We start from the raw sequence: 17,237 nt of genomic DNA, 5'->3' as shown, positions 1-17,237 counted from the left end.
GAATGTTAGAAAGCCGTGGTTGGGTACACCTTTATCTAGGTCGATGCATACATATATAACCAAGAAGGTCTGTTAAAGTGCTTAAGAGTTATCCGTTATTCTCATGATGGGGGAATTGCAGCTTTTTTCATCGGTTTCATATAAGAGGGATAGCCCCCCGTATGCTGGAGCATTTCAATTTCACGCAAAATACGCGGCAAGTCAGCGACCGAATTCATTACAATATGGGCTCCTGCCCTTTTTAAGCCATATATATTCTGCCTGCGTCGTTCCTCAGCCACTCTGTCGTCCGCTTCGCAGCTTGTAGCGTGATCTGTATTTAGAGCGCTCCCGTTATGGTTCAACACACCAATCGTCCAAACGCCAGCATTCCGTCCTTCTTGCATATCGGCTGCTGTATCGCCTACCTTCACAATATCGCTAAGCGGAAATACCTGCAAGCGATGGGCAATTTCATAGATCATCCACGGATAAGGCCTCCCCTGCGAAACTTCACATGGGGCTACCATACAATCCAGCGTATAGGGTGACTGTGCAGGCGTGAATACATGACTCAGCATTTCCATCGGGCAGGATCCAGTAGCGCCTGACTGAATGCTGCGATCTTGCAGCTCTTGCAACGCCCTATCTATACCGGCAGCAGTCTCAGCCCCTTGGATTAAAGAACGAAGAACAGGGACAAGCTCAAGATAAATATGCTCGATATCCACTCTGCCAGGATGCGTACCAAAGCACTCCAACCATTTTCTACGAACCTCGGAAAGTCCCAGCACATTCGCAATATGATCCCGGATGGGCAGTCCCCGTCCATGAGATACCTGCTCTTCAGTTACCTGTATGCCCTTCCATCTGAAGATGTCGCGCATTCCCTGGATTAAGCCCCGTCCTCCGGGGTCTAACAATGTACTTTCGAGATTAAAAATAACCGCCTGTATCATGCAATCCCCGCCTTTCCGTACCGCGGCTATCCGCAATCTTTATTTTGCTTAGGAACATGATACACAGCTAACGTAAACTCAAATGTCGTAAACGGTAAGCGGATTGTAATTGAAATAAATTCCTTGAATGGTTTTGATTTACCTAGTGAAATGAGGAGGGAGTCGCAATATGAGACAGCCTTGGAATGAATTTAATTCCAAAATGCCTTGGCGGATGGAGCTTGGTTGTTATGCGCTGAATAAGCTGGCCTGTGGAGGTTTGATTTTTGGTCTCTTATGGCTCTACTGCTATCTGACAGAAGAAATAACGGGGTTGCCTGTGACTCTAGCAGACAATAGCGGTGAATTAACCGCGCAATTGTGGGCTTATGGCTATGCTCTTCCAGCAGCACTTGCCGCTGATGCGCTACGTGATCTTTCACCCTGGCTTCGTAAGCCTGAACAGTTCACGCTATACCTTGCCGTAGGGTTCGGCGTCTTTCTTCTGCTAGGATCTTTGATGTCGCCTGCTGGAACAGGTATATTATGGAGCAATGGCTTAGCAGGTGCAGGGATTACACTGCTCTATTATGGGGGAAGGCACTGGTTGAACCGTGATTATGAGATACAGATCATGCTGGCCTTCCTCCTGCCCCTGCTGCTATGGATTATAGGGCTTCAATAATATCGCCAGCTACCACCGAAGCAGGATGCTGGCGATGGTGCGCGGCCGTTTCCCCAGCCGCTCCATGTAAATACACGCCAAAGGCTGCTGCCTGCGAAGCGTTCAAGCCTTGGGCCAGCAAACCTGCGATGATGCCTGTCAGCACATCGCCCGCACCGCCTGTCGCCATCCCAGCGTGGCCTGTGGTATTGACGTAGGCCTTTCCGTCAGGGCATGCGATGACCGTGCGTGCTCCTTTGAGCACCAGCGTGACTCCGCGTGTCCGGGCATATTCCCGGGCATGGGTGATACGGTCACGCTGCACCTCTGCTGTCGATATGCCCAGCAGACGAGCCATTTCACCGGGATGCGGCGTTAACACGATCGCCGCATCTCTCGACTTCCAAGCATCCACCTCAGGCCCCGCCGCGGCGAGGATGTTCAAAACGTCCGCATCAAGTACGAGCGGACCCCTGTATTCCTCCCACAGGCGGCGCAGCCAGCCAGTGTCTCCTGCGAAGCGGCCGAGGCCGGGCCCAACGGCCAGCACATCGCGCGCCTGCGCGAGCTGTAGTAGCTCGTCTGCGGAGTCGGCGTTCCATTCGCCGTCTCCGCCTGTTGCTGCAGCAGCGAGCATCAGCTCCGGCGCGGCGCCAATGACGCGTGGCAACAGCGCTTCTGGCACCGCCCACGTCACAAGCCCGCTGCCGATGCGCAGGGCAGCACGTGCGGCCAGCAGGCCCGCTCCACTCATGCGCAGGCTTCCGGCTGCGACCAGAACGTGGCCGTAGGTACCCTTGTGCCCGTCCGGCACACGGCTGCGGCTGACATCCACGTCCAGCGCGTCGCGCAGCGAATCGCCAGTCAGGAGCTGCACCTGCACGCCGTACTCACGGGCAAGGCCGGGCGGGATTCCGATGTAGCGCACCACCACATCGCCAGCGGTTCCCGCGCCCGGATATTGGACGAGTCCGTGCTTCAGGTAGGCGAGGCATACGGTGACACGAGCACAAATGCACGGCTCGTACAGCGTGCCTGTGTCGGCGTCAAGACCGCTAGGTACGTCTACCGACACGAGCGGCGCGCCGCTGGCATTGGCCTCGCGGATCAGCGAGGCGTAAGGTTCGCGCGGTGGACCTTGCGTGCCTGTGCCCAGCAGAGCATCGACGATGCCGGAGGCACCGCGCAGGTCAAGGTTATCCTGACCATAGAGGATAACTGGGATATCCAGCGCTGCGATGATGTCACGCTGTGCAGCCGCTTCACCGCGCAGCGTTGCAGGCGGATCGGCGTACACAACGGTGATACGCAGGCCCGCATCGGTCAGATGACGGGCTGCCACCAGTCCGTCGCCGCCGTTGTTGCCTTTACCTACGAGGATATACCAATGGGCTCGTTCACGTTCGTCATAGCGCCCACGGCTCGATGAATCCGTCCGTATAACACCGCCATGTCCCGTGACATCCCATGGTCCTGTGTGTGTGACCTCATGTACGCCATCGCTTGTTCCACGTCTCTCAGCACAGAGCTTCAGTACCTCGTCAGCTACGGCTCGCCCGGCATTTTCCATCAAGGTCAGGGTTGGAATCCCCAGCTTGTCAATCGTGTACCGATCCAGTTGCCGCATTTGTTCGGCGGTCACCATATACATGCTTTTTCGCCTCCCATATAGCCATCCCTGTTGATTAATATCCGACTGTAAAGCGGGAATTGACAAATTCCCCTTCTACTAACTCATCAATCAGGGCTACCGCATAATCCTCGACAGAAATACGGCTATGACCTAATTCGTCAACCACCAAATGGTCCAAACCAATACGGAACTGCCCTGTACGTTTACCAGGCTCAATAATTCCGGCAGGACTGCAATAGGTCCAGTCTACATCCGCTGTACGGTACAGCTCCAGTGCATCAGCGTGCGCCGCCGCTAGTGGCTTGATTTCCTCCGGAAACTCAGCGGTATCCATGAGACGTTCCCCGTTTTCTGTTTGCAGACTGCCTGCTCCACCTACAACAAGTATGCGCTCCGCGCCAGAACGCCGAGTTCCTTCCAATAATGAACGAGTCGCTTCGAGCAGTTCCTCCTCGGCTCCAAATTTGGGACCATAGGCGCTAATGATAGCATCGTGCCCTTTGGCTACCTCCGTAACAGAATTCGGGTTTAGAATATCCGCCTGAACCACTGTCAAATATTCACTTTGCTCCGTTACTCGTTGCGGATCACGCACTGCCGCCGTCACCTCATACTTACGCTTGATCGCTTCCTTTACTAACGCTTTGCCAATTGTTCCTGTTGCCCCGAAAATAATCACTTTCATATTAACGTGCCTTCTTCCTATCTATAATTTTCTTACTGTTATTTATCCGTTTTATAACCAGCTCAAACTCGTACAGGATTTTAGCTTACCGTCGCTTACAGTCCCCCCAGCTGGCGCCAGAACATCCCTTCCGACCTTGGACTGACCGGTTGGAAACCGAACTGCGCATATAACCGATCGGCTGGCTTATCCGCAATCAGCGTTGCAAAGCTGCCCGCTGGAACCTCCCGTCTCAAATACTCCATAATCTCTTCCATAAGCTTACGCCCATAGCCCTTCCCCTGATGGGAAGGCTTGACTGCAATATCCGTAACCAGAAAAAACACACCGCCATCACCGCTCACCCGGCCCATCCCGATCAATTCCTGTCCAAGCCGTAGCGTTACAGCAAATAGGCTGTTCGGCAAGCCCTTGGCTGCCGCTTCTTCCGTGATTTGCGACAGACCAGCCTCCTTGCGTAAAACCCGATATTCCTCGACGGCTGGAATGGCGTAATCTAGGCGAAGCAGCTCATACGGTTGATTCGATGTCTCATGATGTTCTGTTGCAAATTCTACTTTTTTATTCATGCCGAATCTCCCTTCCTGCTGTAATCTTGTCTATTTTACCAAAAAATACTTCATAGAGCTTGGTTAGAGATACACAAGCCCTTGAAATGCTTGTATGGTCTGTGCAATAGTGTAGAAAGAACAATGGAAGGAGGGATTGCGGGTGTCCCCGACGGACTTCGCGGCATTAGCCGCTTATATCTCACCCGGCCTGATCGCCTTCCTGCTGGCATTGTGCTTGCTGGTATGGCTGTATGTTCATAGTGCAGCCCAGCTTCGAAATTTGCGTCAGCAGCGGCTGGAAGAATTACAGGAATCACTGCGTATCTATGGTCGGTTAGCTGGTTCTCTCCAGACCGCTACCCAGGACGCGTTCAACAACAGCCAGAAGCAGCACCAAAATGCACTAATCCATGCTCTTCAGGAGGCTAAGGCTGCTCCCTATTTGACCCCTCACCTTCAGGAGCAGGTTCAAGCATCCCTTCGGGAATGTGATACGTTCCGCCGGGAATTGCTTCTCAAATCACTAGAGCGTGAAATGAACAAACTGATCGAGGAACGGCGACTTGTTCTGCTGGAATCTCATGCTCCAGGCTGGGGAATGGCATTGTGGAAACTTTTGCGCCCAGCAGCCGGTCCGCTGGCGTTGGCGGGAATTGTCTGGTTGATTTCAAGACTGGTTGCGGAACTGATAACCTACAGCCAGGCTGATGTTAGTCTGCCCGACACTACACAATCTGCCTCATGGCTCATAGGGTATGCATGGACAAGATTCGTCTCTGGCTTAATCGCCTTGCTGTATGTCTATCGTCTGATGACCCTGCGCAGACAAAATGACCTAGACGTGACGGCATCTCATTTTCCAACCAGCTTGTTGTGCATGGTCATCGCCGTTGTCGCCCTGTTTCAGTGGCTCGGACCAGAAGCGTCGCCCTACATACTGGCCGCACAGCTTGTGCTGTTCTTGATTGGCTTCCGACTTACCCGAGGCCGCTCGCGAAGTGATCGTCCTTATGTCGGTCATCCCGGCTTGATGAAGGCCGACGCCTCGCAGCTTCAGGATTTACACGCAATAGACAAAGATACAACCGCTGATTCTTCTTGGGCTGACGATCATACGCGTTCCTAAACATCCGTTGTGTCTGAAATGATCACGTACACATCCCGCAAATCACATACCATCACAGGACATCCCAACACACACAGAAAGAGTTCAGGGGTGTCCTGTTTTTTGAACAAATTAAGGCTTTTTGCGGGCTTAGGCTTGTGCCAATGATCAAGGAAAGGGTATATTGTTTATATAAATGTAAATCATATCGTTTTATATGTATGAATATTGAAAAAAATCCATATATGTTAAACTACCATCAATTTATGATGTGCGTTAGAATTGGAGGAACTATGCAACTGGACATTTCTGAAAAATCACTTCCCGTCTATGAAGCGCTGGCCAGTGAGGTTCGGCTGAACATGATTGTTCTGCTTGCGGAGAAGCCTATGAATATACGTGAGCTGGCGGAAGCGCTGGGACTCAGTAGTGCGATTATGACGATGCATGTCAAGAAACTGGAGAGAGCATCCATTATTTCGACTAAAATGCTGCCCGGACGAGGCGGGGTTCAAAAGGTATGCTCATTGGCTACGGACAAAATTGAAATTGCCATGCCACGCTATCAGCAAGATGTACGGCAATTTCATCAGACGGAAATTTCCGTCGGACACTTTACGGATTTTGAGATCCAGTCAACCTGCGGCCTGGCCACCGTCGAAAAGATTATCGGAGAATTCGATGAGCCTCGTTCGTTCTTGGACCCTGAGCGCTTCAATTCCAAAATTCTTTGGTTTAGCCAAGGGTATATGGATTATAAGGTACCGAATTTCCTATTGTCCAGCCAAAAAGCTGAGGAACTGGAAATTTCAATGGAATTATCATCGGAGGCTCCTTTCACCAATGATAATTGGCCTTCAGACATCACATTTTTCCTAAATGATGTGAACTTGGGCACTTGGACCAGCCCAGGGGATTTCGGTGATAATCGTGGTAAATATACACCTTCATGGTGGCCTGATTTTATCAATCAATACGGTCTGCTAAAGAGACTTCGCGTTACATCCGAAGGTACGTTTATGGATGGCAAGCAGATATCTGATGTAACTCTAAGCGATGTGCTGATAGATCAGAAGCAATGGAAATTCCGTATCGCCATTTTGGATGATGCCCAGCATATTGGAGGGGTAACCCTGTTTGGTACCGGATTCGGTAACTACAACCAGGATATCCTGTTCCGTTTGTACTACAAGCCTGCCGAAAACCATACCAAAACAGCAACGGTGGAAGCTGGCGATAGCAGCAAGTAATCATTAGATCACTCAAAATCTGAACACGGCGTTTTGACCATGCCTTTTGCGGGAGGCCAAACGCCTTGTTTTACTTTTTCTTCCTCTTTTATCGGTCCCTTATTACCATGTGTTGTGGAATTAGCGTACAGGTTCAATACATACCGGTGAAGGAACCTCCAATACATAGCCCGTACGGGTCAGCCGTCCATCATCCCCATGAATAGCAAAGGATACGATGTTGTTACCCTCCTGATTCGCCACTAGCAAATAACCAGACAACATGTTGAAGTTACGCGGCGTGCTACCGAAAGTCTCGACCCATTCAATCGTCTTCAGCTGGCCACTGTCTAGGTCGACATGGTAGAGCACGATGCTGTCGTGTCCTCGATTAGATACATATAGAAAACGTCCACAAGGCGTAATCCGAATATCTGCAGCTGTATTTTCTACATCTATAATGCCTTCTGGCAGTGTGGACAGACTTTGTAGCAAGGTAAGCTTACCATTATGTTCGTTATAACCAAACACAGTGACGGTATTGTTCAACTCATTAGCGACAAAAGCATATCGACCCGACGGATGAAAAACCAGATGGCGCGGGCCGGAGCCAGGTGGCAAATCTGTCTCGCTGTGGGTGACCAGTTTCCCATCCTCTGTTAAACGATATACTATAATTTGATCCAGCCCCAGATCGCATACCATGGCATACTGCCCTGAAGGATCGGGAATAATCGAATGTGGATGTGGCGCATCCTGACGGTCCTGGCGAATCCCTGACCCCGTATGCTGAACCTGCCCCGACATGTCTCCCAACCCTCCTGCTTCTGTCGCAGGAAATACAACGGCATTTCCCCCAGAATAGTTAGAAGCCAGCACATAGCGTCCATCTGTTGTTACGGAAACATAGCAAGTATGTGCTCCCTCCGTTCCTTTTCGATCCAAAGGATGTAATTCACCCGTTTGGGTGTTCACCTGATATGCGTACAGTTCGCCCGATTCTGTTTCACTTGCCGCATACAACTTCGTCCCATTCGGATGCAGCGTCAGGAAAGAAGGTCTATCGATTCCTTCCACGCCTCCAATCATACGCAATTCACCCTTGTCCATATGCAAAGCGCCTACATAAATCCCTCTTTCCTCATGTGACGCATAAGTCCCTATATAAAATAACTGCTCATTTCGCTCCTTCATCCATTCTCAGCTCCTTCTAAAGTATTACTCACAAGTTATTTGGCTTTGAAGTTTTACTTTTTGTCTGGCTGTAAACTCATCATGCATTATTACCCAAGATTTTGTCGTTTCATTAACGATTCGCTATGTATGCAAAAAAATAGCCTCTTCTGCTGCAATCTGTGGTTCATAAGAACGTCACAGTTCACATCAAAAGAGACTATGTTTACAGAATAAATAACCTTAAACCACTGTGGATTGCGTATCTCTGCTTTTCCATTTTACAGCCAGCCCCAAACTAAGCATGAGAATGACCGCTCCAAAAATGTACGGCAAATTAATATGAATCTCAAACAATGTACCGGCAAGCGCAGGTCCCAAAATATTACCAATACTCATATAAGCATTGTTCATCCCGGCTGCAACTCCCTGCTCATCCCCTGCCATTTTGGATAAAGCAGTATTAATGGCTGGTCGCAGCAACGACGTTGCGGTAAAGAAGATGAGCGATACTCCGAGTACATAATAAAAGTTCCCTGAGAGCAACATAAGCACGAGGGAAATTGCGGAAAAGAGGAAAGAACCGATAATCACACCTTTTTCACCAAAACGGTTCAACATCGGACTAATGACCACAGCTTGAATCACAGTTCCGACCAGAGCGCCTACCGTAATGATAGTGGCAATATCACCCTCATTATAGTGAAACTTGCCCGTCACAAAGAAAGGAAACATCGTTTCAAAATGTGTCAGACCAAAGGTTAACGTGAATATCATAATCAGCAGCATAAAGTAAGGCTTGCGGAAAGAAAGGGCAAACTGTTTAATCACATTGTCCCGTTTCACCTTAACATTCCGAAATTTCAACTGCTTCTCTAACGACAGGGTTTCGGGCAGCAAAATCAAAGAGATTAGCGCAGCCACGGCTGATACGCCAGCCGAAACATATAAGGGCGTCCGCATTGAGGTATGTGCTAAAAAGCCGCCCAGACCAGGACCAATTACAAAGCCAAGCGACATAGCGGCCCCCAACAGCCCCATTCCTCTACCTCGGTTATGGACGGTTGTAATATCGGCGATATAAGCCATCATTGGAGGGATCATAAATGCCGCTCCTGCGCCTCCGAGCAAACGGGAAATATATAGCATCGTCAACGAGTTGCCAATCGCAAACAATACAGAAGACACCGTCATGATAATCAAACCGATAATAATCATTTTTTTACGTCCGTATTTATCGGACCATTCCCCAGCTAACGGTGAAAACAGAAACTGGGTCAAGCCAAACACGGCAACCAGATAGCCTCCCGTTTCACCACTGCCTCCCAAGGAACCCATGAACTTGGGGAGGATCGGAATAATGAGCCCGATTCCCAGCATGGCAATAAACATATTAATCATCAAAATGACGAGCGGCCCCATTTTCAACTGTTGTGAATCCGACATGTTGCGTTTTGTCCTCCTCAGGTTCTTTATTTCGTATACGAAATACTTATTTTGCAACCATTTCAGCAAAACTCTTCATTATATTAATAGAGTGTGAGACAAATAACAATCATAAAATACTTCCGGTAACCCTCAATGTTTCCTCCGGCAAAGTAGTAAGAAGAACAACCATAAAAAAATAAGTTGGTTCTTCTTGTTACGATTCACCATTCTTTATCTTTTTGTACAATAGCGATCGCTATATCATAATCAAACTTCTGAATTTCTACAGACGGAATATCAAAAGGGTTCACTGGCTTCAGTCGATTAGACTCGATCCAATACACTCCCTTTTTCGTATTACGCTCATAGCCATTACGATCCAGCCAAGAAAATAGATCATCATAAATCGTATTTAATCGTTTCCGATCTCCCTGAAAACGGGTCACCGCATAGTCTCCTTCAGGCACCTCGATGTGTTCAAGACGATCCGGTACTTCATTCCACGAGGACACTTTAACGCCCACCTTGACCGCCGTGTTACCGTTCTCCTCAACACCTGTCCATTGGGGAGTTAATACATAACCCGTATCTATGTCCAGACGACCTGAGTGGTTCTCTGGTACGTTCTGTTGCACTCGTTGCCACTGTCTACGTACCTCGTCACCCAATTCGGCAAAAGGGGCTTGCGCAGTCAGCGCTGCTACCTTGAAAGCCGATATCCGCTGAATAACTACATCGAGATTTGTGCTCATACGTTTTCCTCCTCATGTTATGGTGAATCTTCGAATAGCTCCTGCAACAACTTTTCCTTGTTATTCAGAAATTGTCTGGTGATGATATAATGATCGGTTTCCTCCAGCGTCCGCATGTCGATCCCTTCATGTGTCAGATAATACAGAATCGAATCTGGATAAGACATCAAGATAGGGGAATGTGTAGAAATGATAAACTGTGATCCCTGCTGCACAAGCTCGTGAATCCGGGCAAGCATGGCCATCTGGCGCAAAGGCGACAACGCTGCCTCCGGTTCATCCAAAATGTATAATCCTTGCCCTCCAAACCGATGCACAAATGCAGCAAAAAAAGACTCACCATGCGACTGTTCATGCAGTGATTTGCCCCCGTAGGAATCTCGAATGGGTCGACCTCCCCCTTCGCGATCCAGCTCGTCGATATGAGTCGCCACATTATAGTAGCTCTCTGCCCGAAAAAAGAAACCGTCTCTCGGTTTTTCGACCCCTCTCACCAACCGGATATGCTCATACAGCGAGGAATGCGTAGCTTGTGTAGAAAAATTAAAATTTTTAGTGCCACCCTCTGGATTAAACCCCCACGCGACCGCGATTGCCTCCATAAGCGTCGATTTACCTACACCGTTCTCTCCAACAATATAAGTAACGGAAGGATGAAATTTGAGTTCATCCCACTGCTGAAGAGCCTTTAGGTTAAAAGGGTATTGGCTTCTGTCAGCATCTGGAGGCCACAATAATTCCAATCGACGTATAAAAGGATGGCGATCCCATATAGTCATGTACAGTCAGCTCCATTGCCAAGTAGTTTACTAGGTATTTCATCATTATATTGGAATTATTTACAGCAATCAATCTGAACTCCCATTTCGTAACCCTTCTGTTGTTATTCAAGCGATTATTATAGGTATAATATATAGTAATGTTCATCGGTCATGAAATCTAAGCTTTTCATTCCATGTATATCTCATTCTTTTTCAAGTAGGTGAATCTATGAAGTCAAATCACAAACCGATCCAATCCTTTAAAATCGTACAGTACTTGATGACCATCTACAGGCAGCGATTGACACGTATTTTGCTGCCGCTGGCTGTACTGGCTTTTATTATATGGGAAGCTGGACGAGAGCTAAAAGACTTTAATCTGGCACGGATGCTTCATGAGCTACGGCAAATGGAAACCACGTTTCTCATCGAAATTGGGTTGTTCTCACTGGCAGCCGTGGCAGCTATGAGTGCATACGATTATGTAATCAGGTATCATTTCAAGCTTCAAGTCAAGCCTGGAGCGACATTCCGGTATGCATGGATCTCCAATACCTTCAATAATGTCTTCGGCTTCGCAGGCTTCACAGGAGCCGGACTGCGTACAGTGCTGTATAAAAAAAGCGGTGTGCCATTGGGTATCATCACCTCGGCGGTCGTATTTCTTTCGCCTGTCGTTATTACTGGACTATCTTTGCTGGCTTGGGGCGCTATTGTCCATCTGTATTCGGTGCAGCCTGTGCTGGATGCACATCCATGGCTGCACTGGGCGCTGTGGGGAATGGCACTGTACCTGCCTCTATTTTTGATCATGCAGCGCTCCAAAAGGTATGCCACATGGTTCAACAAGGGAGAAGGACAACTCTCCTGGTTCACCATCTCTGCCTCTATTGGCGCCTCTCTACTGGAATGGCTGCTAGCCGGTCTCACCTTTGCTTGGATCGGCTCGCACTTGCTCCATGAACTGCCAATGCATGCTGTGTTCGGTATTTATGTGATAGCTGCAATTGCAGGGTTAATCAGTCTTGCACCCGGAGGAGTCGGCGCGTTCGATATTATTGCCCTGCTTGGGCTGCAAATGGCAGGAGCCAATTCGGACCGGGCGCTGGCTGTGCTGCTAGTCTTTCGCGTCTTTTATTTCATCATTCCATGGCTCATCGGCTTGGTACTAGCCGCGCTGGAAATGATTCCGCGTAATGAGCGCCTGAGCCAACTCGCTGAGACAGGCTGGGATTACTCCCTTAATGCCTGGCAAAAGGTATGGGGGTGGCCTGGTCAATTTCGATTTTTGGCCGACCTGGGGGTATGGGCGCTCGGAAAACTGGTACTCATCTCCGGCGTAGTGCTTCTGTTGTCGGCGGCTACGCCAGGCCTGCTGTATCGGCTTCGTTTTGCTGAACATTTGCTCAGCTTGCCTGTTATGCGCTTATCGCACGAAATTTCGGTTATCATTGGAATTATGCTTGTCGTCCTGTCCCACGGAATCTCTCTGCGTATTCGCAGAGCATTGCGGTTGACATTGATACTGCTGCTGACAGGAGCTATTTTCACATTTACTAAAGGTCTGGATTTTGAAGAAGCCTTATTCCTGCTGTTCGTGGCGTTAATGCTGTGGATTTCGCGTTCACGGTTTTATCGGGTCAGTGCGCCGCTGAATCGGCACAACATTTTAATATGGGGCGGACTATCTCTACTCGTAACCGGGGCTTATTTTATGATTGGTGCAGGCTCCAACACTCCATTTATGCGTCATTTGCATGCCAAGGTTCATCTGGACTTTTTTATGAACCGCAGCGATTACGGAGTTACAGCCGTATTTAGTTTGATTTTGGCATGGGTATTCCTGACTGTATATTTCTTTCTTCGTCCTCAACGTAGCATCAGCAATCTACCCGACGCCCAGGAGCTCGTGAAGCTAAAAGAATTTTTGGAGCGACAAGGTGGTAATCTCGTTTCTCATATGCTTTTTCTGGGCGATAAATATCTATATTGGACGAAGGACGATCAGGTCGTTCTCCCCTATGCTCGCAGCCGGGACAAACTGATTGTACTAGGTGATCCCCTCGGCCCAAAAGAACGTGTGAGTGAGGCCATTCAGGAATTCCAACGGTTCGCGGATCGATATGCGTTGACGGCCGTATTTTATCAGGCATCACCGGATTACTTGTCCATCTACCACGAGAACGGCTATCGTTTTTTTAAACTGGGCGAGGAAGCGCTTGTGCCGCTGGAGTCCTTTACGCTAACAGGTAAAAGCAATCAGGCGCTACGAAGCGCCAAAAATCGCTTTGACCGCGAAGGCTATTCATTCGAAATGATACAGCCGCCTTTAGAGGCATCGTTGATTGAGGAGATGCGTCATATCTCGAATATTTGGCTGGATGGGCGCAAGGAGAAGGGATATTCACTTGGCTGGTTCAAAGAATCTTACCTTCAGTTGGCCCCAATTGCATTGCTTAAGGACTCTGAAGGGAAGGTTATTGCTTTCGCTACGATGGCACCTGCCTATGATCATGGACAGACGGTCTCTATCGACCTGATGCGTCATTTGCCCGACACGCCAAATGGAACGATGGATTATTTATTCACACGGGTCATTGAGTGGGCCAAGGAAAGTGGATATACGACTTTTAATCTGGGCATGGCACCGCTGTCCCAGGTAGGACAAAGCGAAAAGGCACTGCGTGAGGAGAAGCTGGCTCGACTCGTTTTTCAATATGGAGGGCATTTTTACGGGTTTCAGGGGCTTCGACGCTTTAAGGATAAGTTCAAGCCGCAGTGGGAGCCGCGCTATCTGGCCTATCCGGCTTCTGTCTTTCTACCGATCCTGACGCTGGAGCTGGTATATCTCGTGTCCAAACGCTCAGACTAAACGAGAGTCCTACAAAAGAATTTGGACAGATTAAAAAACGTAAAAAAGGGTGTTCCTTACCACAAATAGTGGCAGGAACACCCTTTTACATTCACAATTTTCTACGTTCACAAATCTTCTTAGAAGCTGCCTTTTACAACAACATCTGATAATGGGAAACGTCCTGATGGACGTGCTGGCACTTGTGCCTTACCTACACTAATAAGCATGGTTGGCAGGTAACGTGCCGGAATATTGAATTGCTCGATCAATTGTGCTGGAATAAAGCCGCCCATTGCACAAGTATCGTAGCCTAAAGATTTAGCAGCCAGCATAATGTTTTGTGCTGCAAGAGCTGAGTTCAGGATCGCTGCATCGCGAGCTACCTGCGGGTTTTGGTACGCGCCGTTGATTTGACCTACCAATGCATCACGGATCTCCGCTGGCAATGCGCCTGCTTCTACCGCTTGATCATAAATGACAGCATTACGGTTGGCTTCCAAATCACCCAGTACGGCAATCGTAACGGAGCTCTCAGCCACTTGGCCTTGGTTGTAGGCGATAGGCAGCAATTTTTGCTTGTCCGCTTCGCTTTCGATAACGAGAAATTTCCAATGTTGAAGATTCCAAGCGGAAGGAGCTTCTACCGCAGCAGTCAAAATAGCCTCCAGATCTTCCTCTGGCATTTTAAAGTCTTTTACATAGCTTTTTACTGCGTGTCTTTCACTGATTATAGATAGGGTTTCATTTTTCCGATTGCTCGACATTCTGGGCACACTCCTAATTTCTTAATATATATCTTGGATCCTTATTAACTTCCCAAACTAATGCAATTATAAAAACGATAGTGAATGATGTCAATATGTTTAAGTATGACCCTGCACTCAAAATACAGTACAATACGGATAAAGGCCTACATATCGGCAATTGTCTGCCGATGGGACAAGACACGATGAGTTCATACTGTTCTCATTTGAATTAAAAAGGAGCGTTACTATGATCGGATCGTTTAAAAAAACGGATATTGCTTTGTTTGCCGCCTGGGTTGTTGCTTGTGTGGCCACATTGGGCAGTCTGTATCTCAGCGAAATTCTGGGGTATGAGCCTTGTAAACTGTGCTGGTTTCAGCGTATTCTGATGTATCCTTTGACTCTTCTGCTTGGAATCGCATACTTTCGAGGCGATACAAAGATACGCATTTACGTTATGCCATTAGCTATTATCGGAGGCGCGATTTCGACCTATCATTTTATCATTCAGCGTATCCATGCGGCCGCCAAAGCAGCCACGCAAGCTTCAACGGCCTGCGGCAGAGTATCCTGTGAGCAGGATTACCTAAATTGGTTGGATTTTATCACCATTCCATTGCTCGCACTCATTGCTTTTGTCCTTATTATTGCAGCGATGGGTTATATCATGCGTCAGGAGAAAAAATCAACTGCAGGAGAGGTACAAGCACAAGAACTCGCATAAGATAAAAGAGACCCGATGATCGGGCCGGTTACCACCAAAGGTGTATAATCCGCTTGCCGGAGGAAAGACTGTAACTAAATATATCCATTGCATATGTGCTATAATGTAAAAGGTTTGCAGTCTGTCCAATAACACTTATATTCCTTATAGAGGGGGCCAGTCCATGTTTCATATCAGCACCCCATTGCTGCAATATGGCGCAACTTTTGGTATGATCTTAATCGCTATATCGGCTATTTTTATCCGTATGAAGACAGGTCATCGCCCGATTAATGCTAAAAAAATCATCATCCCTCCGCTCGGCATGAGCACCGGCTTTATGATGTTTGTGGTGCCCGAAGTACGGGTTCCCTGGCTTTGGGCGCTAGGCGCTTTTCTGATCGGCTGGTTTATTTTTTCCTATCCGTTGATCCGCAGCACCAAATTTGAGTTGCAAGAAGGGCTGGTTTTCGTTCAACGTTCGCGTACTTTCTTTTTTATCCTGATCAGCCTGCTGATCGTCCGATTGCTGCTGCATGAATTTATTCAGCATTACATTACCATTCCGCAAACAGCTGGGCTATTTTTCATACTAGCCTTCGGGACGTTGTTACACTGGCGGCTTCGTATGTATTTTCAATATCGTCAGTTCGCTCCGGACGAGACGGAAGTCCGCATCTGACCAACGGATATTTAAAGAGCGTACTTGCATATTGCTGTGTAAACCCCAAAGACACGATCCCCCCGATAGGAGGTCGCGTCTTTGGGGTCTTTTTAGTCTATCGTAGGCTACCGATTCTTACATTATTATATTTGATCGTTTTTATCGTTTCCCCTAAATGATTAATATAAAGGATAAATGAGCCTGACCAGCTGCATATCGGGCACTCCCTGTAGGATGTGTGTGCGTCGATGAATATCCGGGCATAGTACCATAAGAAGGCCAATGAGTACCAGTTGGCGCAGTTCTTAGACCTCTCGATTGTAGCTGCTCCTAGCGAACCTTATGTGCTCAAAATTACGGTTTTAAAGTGACCACTGATCAGCAGCATGCCATGTAATTGTGAATGCTATTTGATTTCGACAAACTTATTGAGAAAGGGAAGCTTACATTGCTTATGGAATATAGACATGATTAATACAAAACTGGATTCCCTAATATTTGTTGTACAGGAATTCTAACGAGATAGCTTAAATGAATACAAAAAAGAAGAGATGGCATAAGCCATCTCTTCTTTCATCTATATAAAGCGGGTGATGGGAATCGAACCCACGCTACCAGCTTGGAAGGCTGGAGTTCTACCATTGAACTACACCCGCAAATTAGTATCGGGATGACACGATTTGAACATGCGACCCCCTGGTCCCAAACCAGGTGCTCTACCAAGCTGAGCTACATCCCGAAATAAATGCCGGTGAGAGGACTCGAACCTCCACGGTTTCCCTCACGATTTTGAGTCGCGCGCGTCTGCCAATTCCGCCACACCGGCTTATGAAATTAATGGCGCGCCCTGAGAGATTCGAACTCCCGGCCTTTTGATTCGTAGTCAAACGCTCTATCCAGCTGAGCTAAGGGCGCAAATATGGAGCGGACGACGGGAATCGAACCCGCGACCCTCGCCTTGGCAAGGCGATGCTCTACCGCTGAGCCACGTCCGCAAAAACAAGATGCGCGTGGAGGGACTTGAACCCCCACGTCAAAGACGCTAGATCCTAAGTCTAGTGCGTCTGCCAATTCCGCCACACGCGCATACAATATAATGGTGAGCCATGAAGGACTCGAACCTTCGACACCCTGATTAAAAGTCAGGTGCTCTACCAACTGAGCTAATGGCTCTTAATGGCTGGGGATATAGGATTTGAACCTATGCATGACGGAGTCAAAGTCCGTTGCCTTACCGCTTGGCTAATCCCCATTATGTATTTAACAGGGCGATCGCTGGGCCTTAATCCCACGAATACCGTAGCCACAATTCGTTACGTTATTCCATTCGTCACGACCACCATAATAATAAAACTGGTGGAGGATGATGGAT

The 17,237-nt window shown here is 48.2% G+C and carries 15 protein-coding genes and 8 tRNA genes; 6 read left to right on the top strand and 17 right to left on the bottom strand.

Going from position 1 to position 17,237, the window contains the following annotated elements:
* Positions 1-101: 101 nt before the first annotated feature.
* Entirely contained in the window at positions 102-938 is an 837-nt protein-coding gene (locus ABEW32_RS12310; RefSeq protein WP_430188061.1) for an HAD hydrolase-like protein, read from the bottom strand.
* A 169-nt stretch (positions 939-1,107) separates the two neighbouring features.
* Here ABEW32_RS12310 and ABEW32_RS12305 point away from each other — a divergent pair, with 169 nt between their 5' ends.
* Positions 1,108-1,602: a hypothetical protein gene (locus ABEW32_RS12305; RefSeq protein ID WP_430188059.1), complete on the top strand. Its 495-nt coding sequence runs from the start codon at positions 1,108-1,110 to the stop codon at positions 1,600-1,602.
* Here ABEW32_RS12305 and ABEW32_RS12300 read toward each other — a convergent pair.
* The 3 genes from ABEW32_RS12300 to ABEW32_RS12290 all read right to left on the bottom strand — a co-directional run bounded on the left by ABEW32_RS12300 (position 1,586) and on the right by ABEW32_RS12290 (position 4,468).
* Positions 1,586-3,232 (bottom strand): NAD(P)H-hydrate dehydratase, encoded by a 1,647-nt coding sequence (locus ABEW32_RS12300; protein WP_430188057.1) that lies wholly within the window; start codon positions 3,230-3,232, stop codon positions 1,586-1,588. The two genes, ABEW32_RS12305 and ABEW32_RS12300, sit on opposite strands and share 17 nt — an antisense overlap.
* 34 nt (positions 3,233-3,266) lie before the next feature.
* Entirely contained in the window at positions 3,267-3,899 is a 633-nt protein-coding gene (locus tag ABEW32_RS12295; RefSeq protein ID WP_430188055.1) for an NAD(P)-dependent oxidoreductase, read from the bottom strand.
* Between the two features lie 95 nt (positions 3,900-3,994).
* Positions 3,995-4,468, bottom strand: coding sequence for a GNAT family N-acetyltransferase (locus ABEW32_RS12290; RefSeq protein WP_430188053.1), 474 nt, complete (start codon positions 4,466-4,468; stop codon positions 3,995-3,997).
* Between the two features lie 142 nt (positions 4,469-4,610).
* On the opposite strand from ABEW32_RS12290, the gene ABEW32_RS12285 reads away from it, so the two are divergent.
* Both ABEW32_RS12285 and ABEW32_RS12280 read left to right on the top strand, forming a co-directional pair.
* The gene (locus tag ABEW32_RS12285) at positions 4,611-5,576 is read left to right on the top strand and encodes a flagellar export protein FliJ (RefSeq protein ID WP_430188051.1); all 966 of its coding nucleotides are present in this window, start codon (positions 4,611-4,613) and stop codon (positions 5,574-5,576) included.
* Between the two features lie 272 nt (positions 5,577-5,848).
* Positions 5,849-6,805 (top strand): ArsR/SmtB family transcription factor, encoded by a 957-nt coding sequence (locus tag ABEW32_RS12280; RefSeq protein WP_430188049.1) that lies wholly within the window; start codon positions 5,849-5,851, stop codon positions 6,803-6,805.
* Between the two features lie 120 nt (positions 6,806-6,925).
* Here the strand turns inward: ABEW32_RS12280 and ABEW32_RS12275 are convergent, their stop codons facing one another.
* The 4 genes from ABEW32_RS12275 to ABEW32_RS12260 all read right to left on the bottom strand — a co-directional run bounded on the left by ABEW32_RS12275 (position 6,926) and on the right by ABEW32_RS12260 (position 10,916).
* Positions 6,926-7,978, bottom strand: coding sequence for a lactonase family protein (locus ABEW32_RS12275; protein WP_430188047.1), 1,053 nt, complete (start codon positions 7,976-7,978; stop codon positions 6,926-6,928).
* A gap of 222 nt (positions 7,979-8,200) precedes the next feature.
* The gene (locus ABEW32_RS12270) at positions 8,201-9,403 is read right to left on the bottom strand and encodes an MFS transporter (RefSeq protein ID WP_430188045.1); all 1,203 of its coding nucleotides are present in this window, start codon (positions 9,401-9,403) and stop codon (positions 8,201-8,203) included.
* Between the two features lie 203 nt (positions 9,404-9,606).
* Positions 9,607-10,137 (bottom strand): GyrI-like domain-containing protein, encoded by a 531-nt coding sequence (locus ABEW32_RS12265; protein ID WP_430188043.1) that lies wholly within the window; start codon positions 10,135-10,137, stop codon positions 9,607-9,609.
* Positions 10,138-10,154: 17 nt separating this feature from the next.
* Positions 10,155-10,916 (bottom strand): AAA family ATPase, encoded by a 762-nt coding sequence (locus ABEW32_RS12260; protein ID WP_430188041.1) that lies wholly within the window; start codon positions 10,914-10,916, stop codon positions 10,155-10,157.
* A gap of 211 nt (positions 10,917-11,127) precedes the next feature.
* On the opposite strand from ABEW32_RS12260, the gene mprF reads away from it, so the two are divergent.
* A complete protein-coding gene (mprF, locus tag ABEW32_RS12255) occupies positions 11,128-13,770 on the top strand; it encodes a bifunctional lysylphosphatidylglycerol flippase/synthetase MprF (RefSeq protein WP_430188039.1) in 2,643 nt (880 codons plus the stop codon).
* A gap of 119 nt (positions 13,771-13,889) precedes the next feature.
* Here the strand turns inward: mprF and ABEW32_RS12250 are convergent, their stop codons facing one another.
* Positions 13,890-14,516, bottom strand: a complete 627-nt coding sequence (locus tag ABEW32_RS12250) for a nitroreductase family protein (protein ID WP_430188037.1) — start codon at positions 14,514-14,516, stop codon at positions 13,890-13,892.
* Positions 14,517-14,745: 229 nt separating this feature from the next.
* On the opposite strand from ABEW32_RS12250, the gene ABEW32_RS12245 reads away from it, so the two are divergent.
* Positions 14,746-15,222 carry a disulfide oxidoreductase gene (locus ABEW32_RS12245; RefSeq protein WP_430188035.1) on the top strand — a complete coding sequence of 159 codons (477 nt, stop codon included), beginning with the start codon at positions 14,746-14,748 and terminating at the stop codon, positions 15,220-15,222.
* 163 nt (positions 15,223-15,385) lie between these two features.
* Positions 15,386-15,883: a CcdC family protein gene (locus tag ABEW32_RS12240; protein WP_430188034.1), complete on the top strand. Its 498-nt coding sequence runs from the start codon at positions 15,386-15,388 to the stop codon at positions 15,881-15,883.
* A 567-nt stretch (positions 15,884-16,450) separates the two neighbouring features.
* On the opposite strand, the gene ABEW32_RS12235 is transcribed toward ABEW32_RS12240, so the two are convergent.
* The 8 genes from ABEW32_RS12235 to ABEW32_RS12200 all read right to left on the bottom strand — a co-directional run bounded on the left by ABEW32_RS12235 (position 16,451) and on the right by ABEW32_RS12200 (position 17,117).
* Positions 16,451-16,521 (bottom strand) — tRNA-Gly (locus tag ABEW32_RS12235).
* A 9-nt stretch (positions 16,522-16,530) separates the two neighbouring features.
* Positions 16,531-16,604 (bottom strand) — tRNA-Pro (locus tag ABEW32_RS12230).
* Positions 16,605-16,611: 7 nt separating this feature from the next.
* Positions 16,612-16,691: transfer RNA gene (locus ABEW32_RS12225), tRNA-Leu, on the bottom strand.
* Positions 16,692-16,703: 12 nt separating this feature from the next.
* Positions 16,704-16,780 (bottom strand) — tRNA-Arg (locus tag ABEW32_RS12220).
* A 5-nt stretch (positions 16,781-16,785) separates the two neighbouring features.
* Positions 16,786-16,860 (bottom strand) — tRNA-Gly (locus ABEW32_RS12215).
* A 10-nt stretch (positions 16,861-16,870) separates the two neighbouring features.
* Positions 16,871-16,951: transfer RNA gene (locus tag ABEW32_RS12210), tRNA-Leu, on the bottom strand.
* A gap of 11 nt (positions 16,952-16,962) precedes the next feature.
* Positions 16,963-17,038: transfer RNA gene (locus tag ABEW32_RS12205), tRNA-Lys, on the bottom strand.
* A 4-nt stretch (positions 17,039-17,042) separates the two neighbouring features.
* Positions 17,043-17,117 (bottom strand) — tRNA-Gln (locus ABEW32_RS12200).
* Positions 17,118-17,237 lie beyond the last annotated feature (120 nt).

Source organism: Paenibacillus jamilae (assembly GCF_050482105.1).
GTDB lineage: Bacteria > Bacillota > Bacilli > Paenibacillales > Paenibacillaceae > Paenibacillus > Paenibacillus jamilae_B.
The sequence above is the reverse complement of the archived record's forward strand: the minus strand, read 5'-3'. Positions and strand labels throughout refer to the sequence as shown.

Excerpts from the sequence above, each read along its gene's own strand:
- ABEW32_RS12310 (WP_430188061.1), bottom strand. The coding sequence starts at position 938 with ATGATACAGGCGGTTATTTTTAATCTCGAAAGTACATTGTTAGACCCC.
- ABEW32_RS12305 (WP_430188059.1), top strand. The coding sequence starts at position 1,108 with ATGAGACAGCCTTGGAATGAATTTAATTCCAAAATGCCTTGGCGGATG.
- ABEW32_RS12300 (WP_430188057.1), bottom strand. The coding sequence starts at position 3,232 with ATGTATATGGTGACCGCCGAACAAATGCGGCAACTGGATCGGTACACG.
- ABEW32_RS12295 (WP_430188055.1), bottom strand. The coding sequence starts at position 3,899 with ATGAAAGTGATTATTTTCGGGGCAACAGGAACAATTGGCAAAGCGTTA.
- ABEW32_RS12290 (WP_430188053.1), bottom strand. The coding sequence starts at position 4,468 with ATGAATAAAAAAGTAGAATTTGCAACAGAACATCATGAGACATCGAAT.
- ABEW32_RS12280 (WP_430188049.1), top strand. The coding sequence starts at position 5,849 with ATGCAACTGGACATTTCTGAAAAATCACTTCCCGTCTATGAAGCGCTG.
- ABEW32_RS12275 (WP_430188047.1), bottom strand. The coding sequence starts at position 7,978 with ATGAAGGAGCGAAATGAGCAGTTATTTTATATAGGGACTTATGCGTCA.
- ABEW32_RS12270 (WP_430188045.1), bottom strand. The coding sequence starts at position 9,403 with ATGTCGGATTCACAACAGTTGAAAATGGGGCCGCTCGTCATTTTGATG.
- ABEW32_RS12265 (WP_430188043.1), bottom strand. The coding sequence starts at position 10,137 with ATGAGCACAAATCTCGATGTAGTTATTCAGCGGATATCGGCTTTCAAG.
- ABEW32_RS12260 (WP_430188041.1), bottom strand. The coding sequence starts at position 10,916 with ATGACTATATGGGATCGCCATCCTTTTATACGTCGATTGGAATTATTG.
- mprF (WP_430188039.1), top strand. The coding sequence starts at position 11,128 with ATGAAGTCAAATCACAAACCGATCCAATCCTTTAAAATCGTACAGTAC.
- ABEW32_RS12250 (WP_430188037.1), bottom strand. The coding sequence starts at position 14,516 with ATGTCGAGCAATCGGAAAAATGAAACCCTATCTATAATCAGTGAAAGA.
- ABEW32_RS12245 (WP_430188035.1), top strand. The coding sequence starts at position 14,746 with ATGATCGGATCGTTTAAAAAAACGGATATTGCTTTGTTTGCCGCCTGG.
- ABEW32_RS12240 (WP_430188034.1), top strand. The coding sequence starts at position 15,386 with ATGTTTCATATCAGCACCCCATTGCTGCAATATGGCGCAACTTTTGGT.